The 18638-nt window shown below is 63.9% G+C and carries 16 protein-coding genes and 1 pseudogene; 6 read left to right on the forward strand and 11 right to left on the reverse strand.

Annotated features, from left to right (window positions below):
* Positions 1 to 160: 160 nt before the first annotated feature.
* On the forward strand, positions 161 to 1678 hold the full coding sequence (locus tag PZ895_RS17090; RefSeq protein WP_275840283.1) for a DEAD/DEAH box helicase: 1518 nt from the start codon (positions 161 to 163) through the stop codon (positions 1676 to 1678).
* On the opposite strand, the gene PZ895_RS17095 is transcribed toward PZ895_RS17090, so the two are convergent.
* The 9 genes from PZ895_RS17095 to PZ895_RS17135 all read right to left on the reverse strand — a co-directional run bounded on the left by PZ895_RS17095 (position 1653) and on the right by PZ895_RS17135 (position 9357).
* Positions 1653 to 2003: a TfoX/Sxy family protein gene (locus PZ895_RS17095; protein WP_275840191.1), complete on the reverse strand. Its 351-nt coding sequence runs from the start codon at positions 2001 to 2003 to the stop codon at positions 1653 to 1655. The two genes, PZ895_RS17090 and PZ895_RS17095, sit on opposite strands and share 26 nt — an antisense overlap.
* 13 nt (positions 2004 to 2016) lie before the next feature.
* Positions 2017 to 2406: a Fe-S cluster assembly scaffold SufA gene (gene sufA / locus PZ895_RS17100; protein ID WP_275840192.1), complete on the reverse strand. Its 390-nt coding sequence runs from the start codon at positions 2404 to 2406 to the stop codon at positions 2017 to 2019.
* A gap of 94 nt (positions 2407 to 2500) precedes the next feature.
* The gene (locus PZ895_RS17105) at positions 2501 to 2869 is read right to left on the reverse strand and encodes an SUF system Fe-S cluster assembly protein (protein ID WP_275840193.1); all 369 of its coding nucleotides are present in this window, start codon (positions 2867 to 2869) and stop codon (positions 2501 to 2503) included.
* Between the two features lie 4 nt (positions 2870 to 2873).
* Positions 2874 to 4118: a cysteine desulfurase gene (locus tag PZ895_RS17110; RefSeq protein ID WP_275840194.1), complete on the reverse strand. Its 1245-nt coding sequence runs from the start codon at positions 4116 to 4118 to the stop codon at positions 2874 to 2876.
* Between the two features lie 4 nt (positions 4119 to 4122).
* Positions 4123 to 5388: a Fe-S cluster assembly protein SufD gene (gene sufD, locus PZ895_RS17115; RefSeq protein WP_275840195.1), complete on the reverse strand. Its 1266-nt coding sequence runs from the start codon at positions 5386 to 5388 to the stop codon at positions 4123 to 4125.
* Between the two features lie 14 nt (positions 5389 to 5402).
* Positions 5403 to 6158 (reverse strand): Fe-S cluster assembly ATPase SufC, encoded by a 756-nt coding sequence (gene sufC / locus PZ895_RS17120; protein WP_275840196.1) that lies wholly within the window; start codon positions 6156 to 6158, stop codon positions 5403 to 5405.
* A 15-nt stretch (positions 6159 to 6173) separates the two neighbouring features.
* A complete protein-coding gene (locus PZ895_RS17125; protein WP_345803536.1) occupies positions 6174 to 6551 on the reverse strand; it encodes a DoxX family membrane protein in 378 nt (125 codons plus the stop codon).
* Positions 6548 to 8056: a Fe-S cluster assembly protein SufB gene (gene sufB / locus PZ895_RS17130; RefSeq protein ID WP_275840197.1), complete on the reverse strand. Its 1509-nt coding sequence runs from the start codon at positions 8054 to 8056 to the stop codon at positions 6548 to 6550. The genes PZ895_RS17125 and sufB overlap by 4 nt, the downstream gene beginning before the upstream one ends.
* 146 nt (positions 8057 to 8202) lie before the next feature.
* A complete protein-coding gene (locus PZ895_RS17135) occupies positions 8203 to 9357 on the reverse strand; it encodes a cysteine desulfurase family protein (protein WP_275840198.1) in 1155 nt (384 codons plus the stop codon).
* Positions 9358 to 9582: 225 nt separating this feature from the next.
* On the opposite strand from PZ895_RS17135, the gene PZ895_RS17140 reads away from it, so the two are divergent.
* Positions 9583 to 10257, forward strand: a complete 675-nt coding sequence (locus PZ895_RS17140) for an alpha/beta hydrolase (protein WP_275840199.1) — start codon at positions 9583 to 9585, stop codon at positions 10255 to 10257.
* An 83-nt stretch (positions 10258 to 10340) separates the two neighbouring features.
* Positions 10341 to 10520, forward strand: a pseudogene (locus tag PZ895_RS17145) (YegP family protein); the annotation flags it as partial.
* Between the two features lie 97 nt (positions 10521 to 10617).
* Here the strand turns inward: PZ895_RS17145 and PZ895_RS17150 are convergent.
* A complete protein-coding gene (locus tag PZ895_RS17150) occupies positions 10618 to 11724 on the reverse strand; it encodes an anhydro-N-acetylmuramic acid kinase (protein WP_275840200.1) in 1107 nt (368 codons plus the stop codon).
* A gap of 104 nt (positions 11725 to 11828) precedes the next feature.
* Between PZ895_RS17150 and tyrS the strand changes: the two genes are divergently transcribed.
* Positions 11829 to 13082, forward strand: coding sequence for a tyrosine--tRNA ligase (tyrS, locus tag PZ895_RS17155; RefSeq protein ID WP_275840201.1), 1254 nt, complete (start codon positions 11829 to 11831; stop codon positions 13080 to 13082).
* A 2-nt stretch (positions 13083 to 13084) separates the two neighbouring features.
* Here tyrS and PZ895_RS17160 read toward each other — a convergent pair whose 3' ends face one another.
* Complete coding sequence (locus PZ895_RS17160) at positions 13085 to 16441, reverse strand: DUF3971 domain-containing protein (protein WP_275840202.1); 3357 nt, start codon at positions 16439 to 16441, stop codon at positions 13085 to 13087.
* A gap of 98 nt (positions 16442 to 16539) precedes the next feature.
* Between PZ895_RS17160 and PZ895_RS17165 the strand changes: the two genes are divergently transcribed.
* On the forward strand, positions 16540 to 17007 hold the full coding sequence (locus tag PZ895_RS17165; RefSeq protein WP_275840203.1) for a peroxiredoxin: 468 nt from the start codon (positions 16540 to 16542) through the stop codon (positions 17005 to 17007).
* Positions 17008 to 17289: 282 nt separating this feature from the next.
* Positions 17290 to 18609 carry a M23 family metallopeptidase gene (locus tag PZ895_RS17170; protein WP_275840204.1) on the forward strand — a complete coding sequence of 440 codons (1320 nt, stop codon included), beginning with the start codon at positions 17290 to 17292 and terminating at the stop codon, positions 18607 to 18609.
* Positions 18610 to 18638 lie beyond the last annotated feature (29 nt).

Raw genomic sequence — 18638 nt, forward strand, 5'->3', positions numbered from 1 at the left:
GACATTTACCCCGCTTGGCCTTAACGCCACGGCAGCACTTCCACGCCGCTGGCCTGGAACCCTTGTTGCATGAGCGCGCAATCGAGCGCCTCCAAACCTAGCAGAGACAATCAAAAACGTGTCAGAAAGCAAGATTGAAGACCAGGCGTCCGAACAGACCCTGACCTTTGCCGATCTCGGACTTTCGCCCAAAGTCCTCTCCGCCGTGACCGACGCCGGATACACCGTGCCGACGCCGATCCAGGCGGGCGCGATTCCTCACGCGCTTCTCGGCAAGGATGTCCTGGGCATCGCCCAGACGGGCACCGGAAAGACAGCCGCCTTCGTTTTGCCGATGATCACCCGCCTTGAAAAGGGCCGCGCCCGCGCGCGTATGCCGCGCACGCTGATTCTCGAGCCGACGCGCGAACTCGCCGCACAGGTCGAGGAGAACTTCATCAAATACGGCAAGAACCACAAGCTCAACATCGCGCTTTTGATCGGCGGCGTGTCGTTCGACGAGCAGGAAAAGAAGCTCGAGCGCGGCGCCGACGTCCTGATCGCGACGCCTGGCCGGCTTCTGGACCACCGCGAGCGCGGCAAGCTCCTGCTCAACGCGGTCGACATTCTCGTCATCGACGAAGCCGACCGGATGCTCGACATGGGCTTCATTCCCGATATCGAACGCATCTGCGAGATGATCCCGTTCACCCGGCAGACGCTGTTCTTTTCCGCGACGATGCCGCCGGAGATCACCAAGCTCACGGAAAAGTTCCTCCAGGCGCCGGTTCGCGTCGAGGTCTCGAAAGCCGCGTCGACCGCCACGACGGTCACGCAAAGGCTGGTGAAGTCCAAGTCGAAGGATTGGGACAAGCGCGCAACGCTGCGCGATCTGATCCGCGCCGAAGAAGGCGAACTGAAGAACGCGATCATCTTCTGCAACCGCAAGACCGCAGTTTCCGAACTCTTCCGTTCCTTGGTGAAGCACGAATTCGACGCAGGCGCCCTGCATGGCGACATGGACCAGCGCGCGCGCATGGCGATGCTCGCCGGTTTCCGCGACGGCAAGCTGAAGCTCCTCGTGGCCTCCGACGTCGCGGCGCGCGGCCTCGACATTCCCGACGTCAGCCACGTCTTCAATTTCGACGTGCCGATCCACGCCGAGGACTATGTCCACCGGATCGGCCGCACCGGCCGCGCCGGCCGCTCGGGCAAGGCCTTTACGCTGGCGACCAAGGCGGACGGAAAATATGTCGACGCGATCGAGAAGCTGATCGGCCAGAGCATCGAATGGCACGACGGCGACCTGTCGACCATCGTCCACGATGACAGCGCAGACGAGGCACCGCGCCGTGGCGCCAAGGGCGCTCGCGGCCGTGGCGGCCGCAAGAGCGATGCCGAAAAACGCCCGCGTCGTGGCCGCAAGTCCGATGAGGCTCCGGCGGTCGCCGCCGCCGTCGATGCGCCCGTTGAGGACGTGGCGCAGGCACCGGCCGTCGCGATCGAAGAGCGCACCGAGCGGCGCGACGCGATCCGCGTGGGAAATGCCGAGCGCCAGCGTGCCACTTACGGGTCCGACCAGCGCAACACGCGCAACCAGGACCGCGACCGCCGCCACCGCCGCGACGATCTGGGCGAAGCTCCGATCGGCTTCGGCGACGATATTCCTGCCTTCATGAAGGTTGTGGCGAAGGTTTGATCTTTTTCGACATTTCGGCGCGGCGGGAAGCCGCGTCGGCCTTGCGCGCCCATTCGGCGAATTCCGCCGGATCGTCCAGCGCGGCATCCGGAATGGACCAGTACGGCATCAGCGCCGGCTTGCCCTTGCCCTCATAGACCCATTGCCGCGAGCCTGCCGCCGCAAATTCGGGCGCGGTTTGCGCATCAGCCTTCAGCCAGACTTCGTCGAAAGCGTGAAGCGCGATGATCCGGCCCTGATGGTAAATCCCGTGGCCGCCGAACATGCGCCGGACCGTGACCGGACCGAATTCGGCAAACATGTCGATGAAATCGGCTGTCTGCATCGCCGGGCTCCGGTCAGACGACGACACCCTGTCCGCGCGCTTCGGCCAGCGCCTTGAGGTCGGCCGGCTGAAGCTCGATCGATTCGCCGCAGCCGCAGGCGGAGGACTGGTTCGGATTGTTGAAGGTGAAGCCCGAGCGCAGCTTGGTCGTCTCGAAGCCCATTTCCGTGCCGAGCAGGAACAAAGCGGCTTCCGGCGCGACATAGACATGCGCCCCATCGCGCTCGACATGGTCGTCTTTCGGGTCGGGCGCGGTGACGAGGTCGACCGTATACTCCATGCCCGCGCACCCGCCCTTCTTGATGCCGACGCGGATGCCCACCGCACCCTCGCGCGCGGCAACGATGTTGCGAACGCGCGCGGCTGCCTCGTCGGTCAGGGTCAGAACTTGAAAACGTGCCATCAACTGCTCCATGCCGGCGGGTTCAAGGCCCGCGGAATGATCTGGACCCCGAAGATGGGGAAGTTCGCGTCCGCGTGCAACCACGAACCTCAGATCAGTACCAGCCGACGGCGACCTGTGCCTCTTCGGACATGCGGTCCGGCGTCCAGGGCGGATCGAACACCATCTTCACGTCGACATCGGAAACGCCTTCGACGGTGCTGACGGCGTTCTGCACCCAGCCGGGCATTTCGCCGGCGACGGGGCAGCCCGGCGCCGTCAGCGTCATGTCGATCTTGACCGACCGGTCGTCCTCGATGTCGATCCTGTAGATCAGGCCGAGTTCGTAGATGTCGGCCGGGATTTCCGGGTCATAGACCGTCTTCAGCGCCGACACGATGTCGTCGGTCAGCCGCGCGATCTCTTCCGCGGGAATGGCGGAAACACTCGTGTTTTCAGTGGTCGCTGCTGCATCGTCGGTCATGGCTTCACCCGAAGAAACTACGCGCCTTTTCAAGCGCTTCGGCGAGAGTGTCGATCTCGGCCCTGGTATTATACATGGCGAATGAGGCACGGCATGTCGAGGTCACGCCGAAACGCTTCAAAAGCGGCTGCGCGCAATGCGTGCCGGCGCGCACGGCAACGCCGGCGCGGTCTATGACCATCGACACGTCATGGGCGTGGATGCCCTGAAGTTCGAAGGAGACGATGGCGCCCTTGCCCGGCGCGTTGCCGATGATGCGCATCGAATTGATGCGCGACAGCCGCTCATGTGCATAGGCCGCAAGCTCGGCCTCATGCGCCGCGATCGCCTCGCGGCCGATGCCTTGCATGTATTCCAGCGCCGCGCCGAGCCCGATCGCCTGCACGATGGGCGGGGTGCCGGCCTCGAAGCGGTGCGGCGGCTCGTTATAGGTGACGTTTTCCTCCGTCACCTCCTCGATCATCTCGCCGCCGCCCTGGAACGGACGCATCTTCTCCAGCATTTCCTTGCGACCGTAGAGAATGCCGATGCCTGACGGGCCATAGACCTTGTGACCGGTGAAGACGTACCAGTCGCAGCCAAGATCCTGCACGTCGACGACGGTGTGGACCGCCCCCTGACTGCCGTCGACCAGGACCGGAATGCCGCGCGCATGGGCGATCCGCACGATCTCCTTGATCGGCGTCACGGTGCCGAGCACGTTCGACATGTGCGTGATCGCGACCAGCTTGGTCCGATCCGTCAGGCGCTTCTCGAATTCCTCGATGTGGAACCGGCCCTCGTCGTCGACCGGCACCCAGACGAGCTTGGCTCCCTGCCGCTCGCGAATGAAATGCCAGGGCACGATGTTGGAGTGATGCTCCATCACCGAAAGCACGATCTCGTCGCCCTCGCCGATATTCGGCATCCCGTAGCCATATGCGACCGTGTTGATCGCTTCGGTCGCGGACTTGGTGAAGACGATCTCATCGACGCTCGACGCGTTGAGGAAGCCGCGCACGGTTTCTCGCGCCGCTTCATAGGCGTCCGTCGCTGCATTGGACAGGAAGTGCAGGCCGCGATGGACATTGGCGTATTCGGACGAATACGCCTTCGCGATACGGTCGATCACCGCCTGCGGCTTCTGCGCCGACGCGCCATTGTCGAGATAGACCAGAGGCTTGCCGTAGACTTCCATCGACAGGATCGGGAAGTCGCGGCGGATCGCCTCGACGTCATAGGGCTTCAACGTTCCTGTCGGCGCATTCATGGGTTTACCCGTGATTCGCGAACCAGTCCTCGAGCCGCGCTTCCAGCGCCTCGACGATGGCCTCGTCGTCCAGTTCCTCGATGATTTCGCGCAGGAACGCCTTGACGAGCAGCCCGCGCGCCAGCTTCTCCTCGATGCCGCGCGCCATCAGGTAGAAAAGATGTGCGTGGTCGATCTCGGTCACCGTCGCACCATGTCCGCAGGCGACGTCGTCGGCGAAGATTTCCAGTTCCGGCTTGGTGGAAAACTCGCCGTCGTCCGACAGAAGCAGCGTGTTGCACGCCATCTTCGCGTCCGTCTTCTGCGCGATGCGGTCGACGCGGATCTGGCCCTGGAACACGCCATGCGCCTTGTCGGTGATGACGTTGCGGATGATCTCGGTCGAGGTCGTGTGCGGGGCCGCATGGTCGAGCACCATCGTCACGTCGCAATGGACGTCGCCGCCCAGAAGATTGACGCCGCGCAGGCGGAAATCCGAACCCTCGCCGGCCGCCACGACATGGACTTCCTGCCGCACGAGCTTGCCGCCGGTGTTCATCAGGAAGATCGTGACCCTGGCATCGGCGCCGATCCGCGCGCGGATCTGGCCGAGATGGGTCGCAGCCTTCGGCTGGTCCTGGATGATCAGCCAGTTGATCTCGGCACCGTCGCCGATCTCGACGTCGGTCACCGAACTGACCAGCGCATCGGCCGTGCCGGTCTGGCGCTCGACGATCGTCGCCTTGGTGCCCTTGCCGATCCGGGCGGCAAAACGCGCATGAACCTGTCCGCCGGAATGGACGTTCTGAAGCTCGATCGGCGCGGCGATCTCGGCGCCGTCCGGGATCGTCAGGTCGAAACCGTCGGAGACGAATGCGGCATTGATCGCGCCGACCGCATCGTCCGCCTTCAGCGGCGACAGATCGCCCGCGAGCGCGCCGCTCATCAGGCGGTCGGCGATCTTTTCGATCCGCACGCCATCGAGGCCGGCATGGGGCTGGGCGTTGCCGTCGATGACCGACAGAACCGACGAGCCATCGACCAGGGGCGCGATGGCTGCTGCATCGCCCGCGCCGCCATTCGCCGGAACGGACGCCAGCAGGCGGCGCAGATCGGTGTAGTGCCACGCCTCGACGCGGCGCGTCGGCAGGCCGGCCTTGAGGATCGCGGCGGCCTCGTCGCGCTTGGTCGCGACTTCCGGCGAGCCGGTCAGCGACGGACGGCGCGCGGCGAAACCTTCGATCAGGGCCTCCTCGGCGCTCGTCAGCTTGGGTGCTGCGTGAACGTTCATGTCAGCCACCCCGCTCAGGCCGCTTCGCCGATGATGCCGGCATAGCCGTCGCGTTCCAGTTCGAGCGCGAGCGACTTGTCACCCGACTTCACGACCTGGCCGCGCGAGAGCACATGCACCGAATCCGGCACGATGTAGTCGAGCAGGCGCTGGTAGTGCGTGATCACGACGAAGGCGCGATCGGGCGAACGCAACGAGTTGACGCCGTCGGCCACGATCTTGAGCGCATCGATGTCGAGGCCGGAGTCGGTCTCGTCGAGAACGCACAGCTTCGGCTCCAGAAGCTTCATCTGCAAAATTTCCGCGCGCTTCTTCTCACCGCCGGAAAAGCCGACATTGAGCGGGCGCTTCAGCATCGCCATGTCGATGTTGAGGCCGGCAGCGCTTTCCTTCACGCGCTTCAAGAATTCGGGAATCTTCAGATCGTCCTCGCCGCGTGCCTTGCGCTGCGAGTTCATCGCGACCTTGAGGAATTCCATCGTGGCGACGCCCGGTATCTCCATCGGGTACTGGAAGGCGAGGAAGATGCCCGACGCGGCGCGCTCGGCCGGATCCATTTCGAGGATGGATTCGCCATTGTAGAGAATGTCGCCTTCGGTGACCTCATAGTCCTCGCGGCCGGCGAGGATGTAGGACAGCGTCGACTTGCCCGAGCCGTTCGGGCCCATGATGGCCGCGACTTCGCCCTTCTGGACGGTCAGGTTCAGGCCGCGGATGATCTCGGTGCCGTCTTCGGCGATGCGGGCGTGCAGGTTCTTGATTTCAAGCATGTCGTCCTCTTGAGGCTAGTCTTGCCTTGTACCGTGATGCGCGCCCGCCACTGCGAGGAGGCCCGCCATGATTCCCAAATTCTTGGTGAAGAGCTGGAATTGGATCGAAGCCGCTTCACCGTCGAGCACCCAGAAAGGATGCAGATACCAGTTCACCACCGCCACATAGGCGATCAGTCCAAACGAAGCGGGCCACACCAGCCGCCCCGCGATCAACGCAATTCCCGCCGCCATCTGGGCGGCAGATACGAGGTAAACGAACGGCAATGGCCGCTCGAAACCCGCCCCCGAAAGCATCGCCACCATCGTGTCTGTCGCGCCGAGCTTCAGGATTGCCGATCCGGCAAAGAAAACACCGAAAGCGATGCGCGCGATGACGACCGCGGAAATCAGCCGACGCTGCCTTCAAGGCTGATGCCGATCAGCTTCTGCGCCTCGACCGCAAACTCCATCGGCAGTTCCTGGATCACGTCCTTGACGAAGCCGTTGACGATCAGCGCGATGGCCTCCTCTTCGGGAATGCCGCGCTGCATGACGTAGAAGAGCTGGTCTTCGGAAATCTTCGACGTCGTCGCTTCGTGCTCGAACTGGGCGGTCGCGTTCTTGGCTTCGATGTAGGGCACGGTATGCGCGCCGCAATCATTGCCGATCAGGAGCGAGTCGCACTGCGTGAAATTGCGGGCGTTGGTCGCCTTGCGATGCGCGGAGACCTGGCCGCGATAGGTGTTGTTCGAATGCCCGGCCGAAATGCCCTTGGAGATGATGCGGCTCGACGTGTTCTTGCCGAGATGGATCATCTTGGTGCCCGAATCGATCTGCTGGTGACCGTTCGAAACGGCGATCGAATAGAACTCGCCGCGTGAATCGTCGCCGCGCAGGATGCAGGACGGGTATTTCCAGGTGATCGCCGAGCCGGTCTCGACCTGCGTCCACGATATCTTGGAGCGATCGCCGCGGCAGTCGCCCCGCTTGGTGACGAAATTGTAGATGCCGCCCTTGCCGTCCTTGTCGCCCGGATACCAGTTCTGGACCGTCGAATATTTAATCTCGGCATCATCGAGCGCGATCAGTTCGACCACGGCCGCGTGGAGCTGGTTTTCGTCGCGCTGCGGTGCCGTGCAGCCTTCGAGATAGGACACATAGGCGCCCTCCTCGCAGATGATCAGCGTCCGCTCGAACTGGCCGGTGTTCTTCTCGTTGATGCGGAAATAGGTCGACAGTTCCATCGGGCAGCGCACGCCCTTCGGCACGAAGACGAACGATCCGTCGGTGAAGACCGCCGAATTCAGCGTCGCGTAATAATTGTCCGTCGTCGGCACGACCGAGCCGAGATACTTCTTTACAAGGTCGGGATATTCGCGCACCGCCTCGGAGATCGAGCAGAAAATGACGCCCGCCTTGGCGAGTTCTTCCTTGAAGGTCGTGACGACGGAGATCGAATCGAACACGGCGTCGACCGCGACACGGCCGGACTTGTAGACGTTGTCGTTGGCAAATCCGTCCTCGTCCTTCTGGACGCCGGCCAGGATTTCCTGTTCGCGCAGCGGAATGCCGAGCTTTTCATAGACGCGCAGAAGTTCGGGATCGACCTCGTCGAGCGACTTCGGGCCGGTCTGGTTCTTCGGCGCGGCGTAGTAGTGGATGTCCTGGAAGTCGATCTTCGGATAGTCGACGCGCGCCCAGGTCGGCTCTTCCATGGTCAGCCAGCGGCGATAGGCGCCGAGCCTCCATTCGAGCATCCATTCCGGCTCGTTCTTCTTTTCCGAGATGAAGCGAATGATGTCTTCGCTGAGGCCCTTGGGGGCCTTGTCCATCTCGATCTCGGTTTCGAAGCCGTATTTGTACTGGTCCACGTCGATCTTGCGGACCTGGTCGATGGTCTCCTGCACAGCAGGCATGAGCGCTCTCCATCCAGGCCGGGGTCAAGGCCCCGCAGTTGTCGATTTCGCATCCGCAGCAATGCCGCCGGGATGCGCGTTACATAGGGAGGATCGTCGGCAAATGCACCCCGCGGCGAGCCGATATCCTCGAAATTTCCTGGCCGTCAGGCGGCAGCCTTCCTGCGGCTCATAAACCCTTCAAGTGCGGTTGCGAAAGCCGCGATCTCTTCGTCGCCGGTCCAATGGCCTATCGAGACGCGAATGCCGCTGACATCCTCGCCATGGCCCATGGCCTTGAGCACCCGGCTGGCGCCCACCTTGCCGGACGAACAGGCAGACCCTGACGACACGGAAATGCCGGCGAGATCGAAGGCGATCTGCGCCGTCTCGGCCTTCACGCCCGGAATGCCGAAGAACACCGTATTGGGCAGACGCTCCGTCTTGTCGCCGAAGATGACCGCCTCGGGAACGCGCGCGCGGATCGCGGTCTCGATGCGGTCGCGCTTTGCGCGCAGGGCATCTGCCTGGGGCAGCACGGCGAGAGCGCTGCGCGCCGCGGCCCCGAAACCGGCGAGCGCGGCGTAATTCTCCGTCCCGGCGCGATGTCCGCGCTCCTGCCCGCCACCGGTGGCGATCGGCGTCGGCATCAGCACGTCGCTGTTGCCGACCAGCGCGCCCGCGCCCTTCGGTCCGCCGATCTTGTGCGCGGCGAGGATCAGGAAATCGGCGCAAAGCGCTGCGATGTCGAGGGAAATCCGCCCGCCAGCCTGCACCGCGTCAAGCACAAGCACGCCGCCGGCTTCGTGGACGATGGCGGCAATCTTCGCAGCCGGCTGGATCACGCCCGTCTCGTTGTTGGCCAGATGCACCGCGACGAGTGGCAGGCCCGTCGAGCGGTCATGTGCGTCGAGCGCAGTCTTCAGCGCATCGAGATCGAGCACGCCGTCGCTGCCCACCGGCAGTTCGACGATGTCGTCCATGGCAAAACGACCACCGCCGACGACGATCGTGTGATCGGTGGTCGACGTGTAGAGCCTTGAATAACGCAGCGGCGAACGGCCCATGCGCCAGTCCGGCGTCAGCACCAGCGCCACGGCCTCGCTCGCGCCCGACGTGAAGATCACATGATCCGGCTTCGCGTTGCACATGGCCGCGACGTCGCGCCTTGCCTCTTCGATCAGCCGCCTTGCCTGCCGACCCTCCGCATGGACGGAGGACGGATTGGCCGTCAGGTCGAGCGCAGCCACCATCGCCGTCTTCGCTTCAGGCAGAAGCGGCGCGCTGGCATTCCAGTCCAGATAGAAGCGGCGTCCGGTCATGGCGGCGGCGTCATATCCAATTCGTGGCGTTGGCGGCGGACGGCGTTATTTCCTTGAATTCGCAAGGCGAGCCGTCCTATCTACCCGCTTTGCGAAAAGCGGCGAACCCTCGCCACTTTTGAATAATTCTAAACTAGTTTCTATGGAGACGCCCGCCCCGCGTCAAGCCCGAACCACCAGTCCTGGGTTTTGCGGCGTCCATCGGCGGTTCAACTGGAGTATCCCATGCCCGAGGTCATCTTCGCAGGTCCGGCCGGACGCCTTGAAGGTCGCTATCAGCCCTCCAAGGAGAAGAACGCACCGATCGCGATCGTGCTGCATCCCCATCCGCAATTCGGCGGCACGATGAACAACAAGATCGTCTACGACCTCTTCTACATGTTCCAGAAGCGCGATTTCACCGTATTGCGCTTCAACTTCCGTAGCATCGGCCGCAGCCAGGGCGAGTTCGATCACGGCACGGGCGAACTTTCCGATGCGGCGGCCGCACTCGACTGGGTGCAGTCGCTCCACCCCGATTCCAAGAGCTGCTGGGTCGCGGGCTATTCCTTCGGCGCCTGGATCGGAATGCAGCTTCTGATGCGTCGCCCGGAGATCGAGGGCTTCATATCGATTGCCCCGCAGCCCAACATCTACGACTTCTCGTTCCTCGCGCCTTGCCCGTCCTCGGGCCTGATCATCCATGGCGATGCCGACCGCGTGGCGCCGCCCAAGGACGTGCAGACGCTCGTCGACAAACTCCACACCCAGAAGGGCATCACGATCACGCAGAAGACGCTACCCGGCGCGAACCACTTCTTCGCGCAGCACAGCGAGACGCTGATCGAGGACTGCTCGGACTATCTCGACCGGCGACTTGCCGGCGAACTGGCCGATCCCAAACCGAAACGCCTGCGCTGACCTGACGCAACGTCAACCACTCTCGACTTGGTGCCGGACTCATGACAGCTTCCGGTTGTCATCAGACAATCGAGGGGATCGCGATGCACAGGTTCGAGATCTACAAGGACAAGAAGGGCGAAACGCGCTTCCGCTTTCGCGCCGGCAATGGCGAGATCATGTTCTCGTCGGAGGGCTACAAGTCAAAGGCGTCGGCCGTCAAGGCCGTCGAATCGATCAAGAAGAATGCGCCCGAAGCCGCCGTGGACGACATGACGGCCGCCGCCAAGCCGGAAGCAGCAGCCAAGCCCGCGAAAGCCGCTGCCAAATCGGCCGCCAAGAAGGCAGCGCCGAAAAAGGTGACGGCCAAGGCCTGATGCTTCAATCCGACGCTGCGATCACGCCGCCCGTTGCCGGCCTGCGGCAACCTGTCGTGGTCGGCCAGGTGAGCGGCAGGCCGTGCAGGGAACGGACGGCGAGATAGGCCCAGGCTTCCGCCTCCATGGCATCGCCGTCGAGGCCGACATCCTCGGCTAGCAACACCCGCGCGCCTTGCGCCTCCGCACCCTTGCGCAGATCGGCGACGATGTGCGGATTCTTGCGCCCGCCGCCGCAGACGATCCAGCTCTTCGGCGCGGCCGGCATATGGTCGGCTGCCTTCAGGATCGCCTTTGCCGAAACGGCGGCAAGCGTGCGCGCGCCGTCCGCAAGCTCAAGTCCTGCCGCAGGTTCGAGCGAGAAGTCGTTGCGATCCAGAGATTTCGGGCCGGAGCGCGCGAAGAACGGATTGCCCAGATAACGCTCCACGACGCCGCTAACCACACCGCCTTCGCTTGCGATAATGCCGTTCTGGTCGAAAGGCACGCCGCCTTCGCGCGACACCCACTGGTCGATCAGCGCATTGCCCGGCCCGCTGTCGAACGCGACGGGCGGGCCTTCCGCGGCAACGAAGGTTATGTTGGAAATTCCCCCGATATTGACGAAGCAGACCGGTATTTCAGCACTGCGAAGCGCGGCTCCAAGGGCGGCATGATAGGCCGGCACCAGCGGAGCGCCCTGCCCGCCCGCCACCATGTCCGCCGCGCGCATGTCGAAGACGACGGGCGTTCCCGTCTCGCGCGCAAGCAGCGCGCCGTCACCGATCTGCACCGTCAACGCGTTTTCGGGTCGGTGCAAAACCGTCTGGCCGTGAAATCCGATCAGATCGACCGGGCCATGCTTTTCGACGAATGCCGAAACCGCGCGGGCATGACGAAGCGTCAGATCGCGCTCCAGATCGGCAAGATCGCCCGGCCGTTCCGCGCGCTGAGCGATGCCCTTCGCGACCTCGAGCGCCGCTTCGATCCGACGCCGAAACGCCGCGTCGTAAGGGACGAACATTGCCGGCCCGCGCGTCACCGATCGGTCGCCATCCGTCGCAACGACGGCAAGGTCGATCCCGTCCATCGACGTCCCGCTCATCAGGCCGAGCGCGCGCATGAGAGCCATGTCGGGGTCCATTCTTGTGATTCCGCCCGGCAAAATGCTAAAGCGGCGCGGTCCCGATTGCCAACGGCGATCGGACGTTTCGTTTCAACCAGAAAGAAAAGACCATGTCCGCCTTCAAGTCCGATTTCCTGCGCACGCTGTCCGAGCGCGGCTTCATCCACCAGATTTCGGATGAAACCGGTCTCGACGATCTGTTCGCCAAGGAAACCGTGACGGCCTATATCGGCTTCGACCCGACGGCGCCGAGCCTGCACGCAGGCGGCCTGATCCAGATCATGATGCTCTACTGGATGCAGAAGACCGGCCATCGCCCGATAGCGCTGATGGGCGGTGGAACCGGCATGGTCGGCGACCCATCCTTCAAGGACGAGGCGCGCAAGCTGATGACGCTGGAGACGATCGCGGACAACATCGCCTCGATCAAGCGCGTCTTCTCGAACTACCTGACTTTCGGCGACGGCCCGAAAGACGCCATCATGGCGGACAATGGCGACTGGCTGCGCAAGCTGAACTATCTCGACTTCCTGCGCGATGTCGGCGCGCATTTCTCGGTCAATCGGATGCTGTCTTTCGACAGCGTGAAGCTCAGGCTCGACCGCCAGCAGTCCCTGTCCTTCCTCGAATTCAACTACATGGTGCTGCAAGCCTACGACTTCGTCGAACTGAACAAGCGCTACGGCTGCCGGCTGCAGATCGGCGGTTCGGACCAGTGGGGCAACATCGTCAACGGCATCGATCTCGGCCACCGCATGGGCACGCCGCAACTCTACGCGCTGACGACGCCGCTTCTGACGACATCGTCCGGCGCCAAGATGGGCAAGTCGCTCAATGGCGCGATCTGGCTCAACCCGGACATGCTCTCCGCCTATGATTTCTGGCAGTACTGGCGCAACACCGAGGATGCCGATGTCGAGCGCTTCCTGAAGCTCTACACCACGCTGCCGATGGACGAGATCGCGCGGCTCGGCGCGCTCGGCGGCTCGGAGATCAACGACGCCAAGAAGGTGCTCGCGACCGAAGTCACGGCCATGCTGCACGGCCGCGAAGCCGCGGAAGCAGCCGCCGAGACCGCGCGCAAGACGTTCGAGGAAGGCGCGCTCGCCGAAAGCCTGCCAACGGTCGAATTGCCTGCGGCTGAACTTGGCGCGGGGATCGGCGTCCTCCAGCTCTTCGTCAAGGCCGGCCTTGCCGGGTCCAACGGCGAGGCGCGTCGTCATGTGCAAGGCGGTGCCGTTCGGATCAACGATGCGACGGTCAGCGACGATCGTCAGATGATCGGCGAGGCAGACGTGACGGCGGACGGAGTCATCAAGCTCTCGCTCGGCAAGAAGAAGCACATCCTCGTCCGCCCGGCCTGAGCCTATTCGGAAAACTCGAACACCGAGCGGAAAATGCCCGGCGCAATCGCGGAAAGCGGATTGATCTGCAACTGCGGCGCGTCGGTCGCCCCCGCGAGCTTGAAGGTGATCCCGATCAGTCCGCGGTCTCGGCCATTGCCGAGAATCTGCCCGATCAGCGGGATTTCGGCGAAAAGCCGGTTGATCCCATAGGCCGGCATGAAGGTGCCGGTCATCGACATGTTCCCGCTGCCGTCATAGACGGTGCCCTGGAAGGTCGAGCCGATATCCGGCCCGCGGATCACCCCGTTTTCCAGCGCCAGATAGCCCTTGCCCTGTTTGATGCCCGAAAAGGCACGGTCGAAGAAGACGCGCTGCACGTCGAGCCTGCCCTTGACGACATCGTTGAGCGAGCGCCCGCGCGTGTCGGAAGGCGTCGAGACGAGCGACGCCAGACGCGGCTCGTCCACCAGCCAGAACTCGCGCGCGGCGATCCTTCCGACCAGCGCCCCGCCTTCCGCGCCGCGCAGTTCGACGTTCAGGCGCCCGCCCTCCATGCGGCTGTAGAGATCGAGAAAGCGCAGCACCGCGCCCGCATCGCCTGTTTCTGCGCGCAGATAACGCCCGCCCTGGCCGATGCCGTGATTGACCTCAAGCTTCGCACCTGAGCCGGTCGTGGCGGTCGCCGACAGGTTTTCGATGGTCGCGCCGGCGCCCGAATATGCGATGACCACGTTGCGAAGCGTCTCGTTGCCGAAGCCGGTGACGTTTGCCACGTCGAGATCGAGACGGATCGGCACCGGATCGCCGCCGCCGCCGCTGGCAGCTTCGCTCGTCGCTCGCAAAGCCTTGATCAGCGAGCGCGCGTCGAGCGTTTCTCCCTTGACGGTGATCCCGTAGCCGCGTCCGCGTCGCACGATGTCGACACTGAACGCATCGCCGCGATTGAGCCGCACCTGCGGGAAGCTCGCCTTCGTGAGCCCCGCCTCGTCGAGCGAAACCTCTCCGCCGACCGCAAAGCTTTCGCCCTTGATGCCGAAGCCGTGCAGGAAGGTCTGGCCGCCATTGCGCTCCATCTGGAAGGCGGTGGTCGCGGCGATTCCCGCCCCCTTGGACCAGCCGATCCAGGGAAGGCTCAGCACCGAGCCGGAAAGATCGGCGGTGACCGACTGCCGTTCAGCGCTCGTCAGGTCGATACCGACATCGGCATTGCCGGAGAGCAGCATGGAAAGTGCGGGCAAAAGCTGGTCGCGCGCCGCGTCGTCGAGCTTCAGATCGACCTTGCGCGAGCGCTCGACCGTTTCGTCGAACGGCTCCGTCATGGCGATCGTCGCCGCGACGCCGTTCAGCTTCGCATTCACCTCGATCTGCGCATGGCTCGGGCGTACCCGCACCGTGCCATAAGCCTCGCTTACCGCCTGGCCCTGGAAAGGTTGCGCCAGCGCAATATCGGCGACGTCGAGTTCGACGTCGAAACCAACCGGAATGTCCCGCCCTTCCTCATTGAGCGGAAACTGCGCCTGCACCCGGCCCGCGACATGGCCGGAGATGTCCGACGGCGCGAAATCGAGATGACGCGCGGCATCGATCGGCTTCAGCGAAGCGAATTCCAGCGCCGCATCCGCATCGGCGTCGATATCGACGGACAGGTTTCCAACCAGCGGCTCGCCCCGCCTGATGTCCATTGAAAAGGCCGCATCCTTGCCGATGACCCATTTGCCGCTTTCGAGCTGCGCGCGCGTCGACGTCACGCCGACTTCGATGCGGTCGCCTCGAAAGCGCACATTCCCCACGCTGTCTTGAAGTTGAGGCAGTTCGCCGGCAAGGGTGACGGATGCGCCCGAGATCGCGAAAGAGCCCGAAACCTCGTCGGTGAAGGGAACGCCGTCGCCGAACCGGCCGGGCTGCGTATCCAGCCGGATCGCGCCGGTCTCGATCCGGCCGCCTTCGACATTGGTGGACGCCCAGCGTCTGGCACCCGGCGCCGCAAAGATCGGCCACACCGCCTTGGCATGTTCGACCTGGATGGCACGTGCATCGAGCGCGAGTGCAACGCCCGGACTTTTGCCGGGCACGAAGCCGATCCGCGCGTGCCCCGCGATTTGCCCCTCGCCGCTACGCAGATCGATATCTTTCAGATCCAGCACGCGACGAAAGGGATCGAACGTGCCGGCGATGCGCGTCTCGACGGCGATTTCCTCGTCGCCTTGAGGAAGTGTCAGCCGCGAGCCCTCCGAAACCAGTTCGAAGCGATAGCGCGCGGCATTCCCATCGCTTCGCGGCTCCGGTCCCACCGCGCCGTTGAACGACCAGGCGGTGTCCTGCGAGGCCAAGCGTAGACTGTCGATTTCGATCTTGTCGGCCCCGGTGACGGAATAGGCATTGAGCGTGCCGGACATGGTGACCGTGTCACGACCGATATCGATGGCGGCATTGTCGAAGCTGGCATCGATATCGAGCCTGTCGGCGGCCGATGAAAGGCTCTGCGCGCCCGACAGGCTGACCGTCAGGCCGCCGATGCGATGCGCCAGACCGATGCGTTCGGTTCCTTCGACGACCGGCGCGAAGCTCAGATCGAGGTCGAGCATGGCGATCCGGGTTCGCGCGTCGTCACGCTGCGCCCTGCCTTCGAAGACGATCGTGCGGTCGGCGATCTCCGCCGTACCCGACATTTCGAGCGCGTCTTCGGCCGTGTTTTCGAGTTGCGCGCCCACGATGCGCACCGATGTGCCGCGAACGCTGTCGAGCACGATGGTGACGTTGCGCAGTTTCAAGTCGCGCGCAGCGTTGCTTTCGACGAGATCGAAAACGCGATGAATGGCGGCGAAGATCGCCGGCGTGACGAGATCGGGATCGAGAAGGCCGTCGGGATTCCGCAGGCCCGCCAATGGTCCCGGCCCGCCCCGGTCGGGCAACTGGTCGACGACGAGGCGCGCATCGCTCAGCCGGGCATTGGCAAGCTGAAGGCGCCCTTCGAGCAGAGGCAGAAAACGGATGCCGAAGCGAAGAAGCCCGACATCGACGAAACTGTCGCCGGTCTCCGCGCCGGACAGGCCCGCACCCGCGATCTCGAGCGCAAGAAACCGGTCCGCGTCGATCCGCAACCGGACCGAACCGATCGTCGCGACGACATCGCCGCCGGCAAGGTCGGTGAGCACGGTCTGCGCTTCCTGACGCAGACGGTCGCCGCCGAACCCGGCCATCACCCCGCCGGCAACGAGAGTGACGAGAAGCAGGAGAACGCCCACTGCAAGCGTCGCGCCTCTCAGGAAACGCGAGAGCGGCGAACGACGGCGCACGGCGGACCGGCGCGGCTTTGCGCCGCGCAACAGGGCACGAGCATTCGCAGGCGTCTGTGGCCGATCGGGATGGTCGGTCAAGCGGCGTTCCGTCAATCGTGCGGCATCATGGACGAATCGTGTCCATCGACTATATCCACCGCTTCCCGGTCCCGTAACAGCAAAATGGAGGTCAAATCATGTCCGAACCCGTCGCAGGCGATCTGGCACCGGATTTCACCCTGCCCGGCGATGGAGCGACGACGATTTCGCTGTCCTCGATGCGAGGCAGCCCGGTTGTCCTCTTTCTTTATCCAAAGGACGACACCAGCGGCTGCACGGCGGAGGCGATCGACTTCACCCGCCTGAAGGACGCATTCGCCGCCATCGGCGTCTCGCTGATCGGCATGTCCCCCGACAGCCCGAAGAAACATGACAAATTCAAATCCAGGCACGAACTCACCGTGCCGCTCGCTTCCGACGAGGAGAAGACCGCGCTGCAAGCCTATGGCGCGTGGGTGGAAAAGAGCATGTACGGCCGAAAATACATGGGCGTCGACCGCTCGACCTTCCTGATCGACAAGGACGGGCGGATCGCGCGCGTCTGGCGCAAGGTGAAGGTTCCTGGCCATGCGCAGGAGGTTCTGGAGGCTGCGAAGACCCTTTGATTGAGGAACATTTTCACGCTCGCTGAATTAAGGCCACGACACCCCCGCGACGAATGGAGAAGGCAATGTTCAAGGGTTTGCTTCTGTGGCTGATCGGTATTCCGATCCCGATCATCATCCTCCTGCTTTTGATCTTCTGATCGATCGGCTGCGATTGATCCGCACTGTTTTCGGCTCCGCTTCGGCGGGGCCGTTTTCGTTTTGCCTCGGCCGTGAACCAGCCATTAACCCTAATGAGGCGTAATACTCCGACATCAGCCCAGCATTCTCGGAGACCGGACAGTGCCGAAACCTTCTGGCAATCGCCGCGAGCCGCACACCGTCATCATCGCCCGCGGCGACCGCATCCGCCACTTTCAGGTCCGGCCCTGGATCGTCGGCCTCGTCGGCTCGACTCTCGGCATTCTTGCGATCGGTTATCTGCTGGCGACGTCCTATCTGGTCCTTCGCGACGATCTGGTCGGCGCAACCGCCGCGCGCCAGGCACGGATGCAGCAGGCTTATGAGGACCGCATCTCGATCCTGCGCACCCAGGTCGACCGCATCACCAGCCGGCAGCTTCTCGATCAGCAGCTTGTCCAGGGCAAGGTCGCCGAGCTTCTCGCCCGCCAGAGCCAGATCACCCAGCGGCACGGCCAGATCAGCCCCATCATCGAACGCGCCATGGGCACGGCGGAGGCTCTGCCCGAGACGGCGCCCGTTCCGCAGGCACGTCCGGTCCTGCGCGCAGCCATCGGTTCCGGCAAGGCCGCCTCGATCTTCGCCAAGCTGACCGGCGAGACGACAACCGGCGAGGCCCCCGAAAGGCTCGGCAACGCCTTCTGGTCTCAAAGCGACGTGCCGGAAAAACCGGTGCCCGCCATCGCCCCCATCTTGATCGAGGAGGACACGGAAAGCGAGAAAAAGACCGACCTGTTCGATTCGCTCGGCGCATCGCTTGCCGCCATCGAGACGGAACAGTTGATGAGCATCGAGACGCTCACCTCGCAAACCTTCGAGACCGCTGACTTGATCCGCGAGGCGTTGACCGGGGCCGGGCTTGCCGTCGATGCCGCTTTCGGCTCCGATGAGGCGGGGGTCGGCGGCCCGCTCGTGGAAACCGACGAGGACAGCGCGTTCGAAGACCGCGTGCGCGAACTGGAAGAAGCGCTTGGCAATCTGGAGGCGCTGAAGGCTTCCGCTCGAGACTATCCGATCTTCAATCCTGCCCCCGGTCAGGCCGTGTCCAGCCCGTTCGGCGTCCGCCGCGATCCGTTCCTGCGCCGGCCGGCGATGCACGCCGGGATCGATTTTCGCGCCAGATCCGGCACCCCGGTCCTTGCGACCGGCGCCGGAAAGGTCGTCCGGGCCGGCTGGGCGGGCGGTTACGGCCGGCTGATCGAGATCGATCACGGCAATGGCTGGTCGACGCGCTATGCGCATCTGAGCCGCATAGACGTCAAGATCGGCGAAAAACTTGCCACTGGCGATGCAATTGGCGCCGTCGGCAGCACCGGCCGCTCGACCGGCCCGCACCTCCACTACGAAATCCGCCGCCATGGCAAGGCGACCGACCCGCTTCGCTTCCTGAAAGCCGGCAACCAGATCGCCGACCTGCTCTGAGAACCGAAGAACTGAAAAGGCCGGGAATT

It is taken from the genome of Mesorhizobium sp. YIM 152430, from assembly GCF_029210365.1.
In the GTDB taxonomy this organism is placed as follows: domain Bacteria; phylum Pseudomonadota; class Alphaproteobacteria; order Rhizobiales; family Rhizobiaceae; genus Aliihoeflea.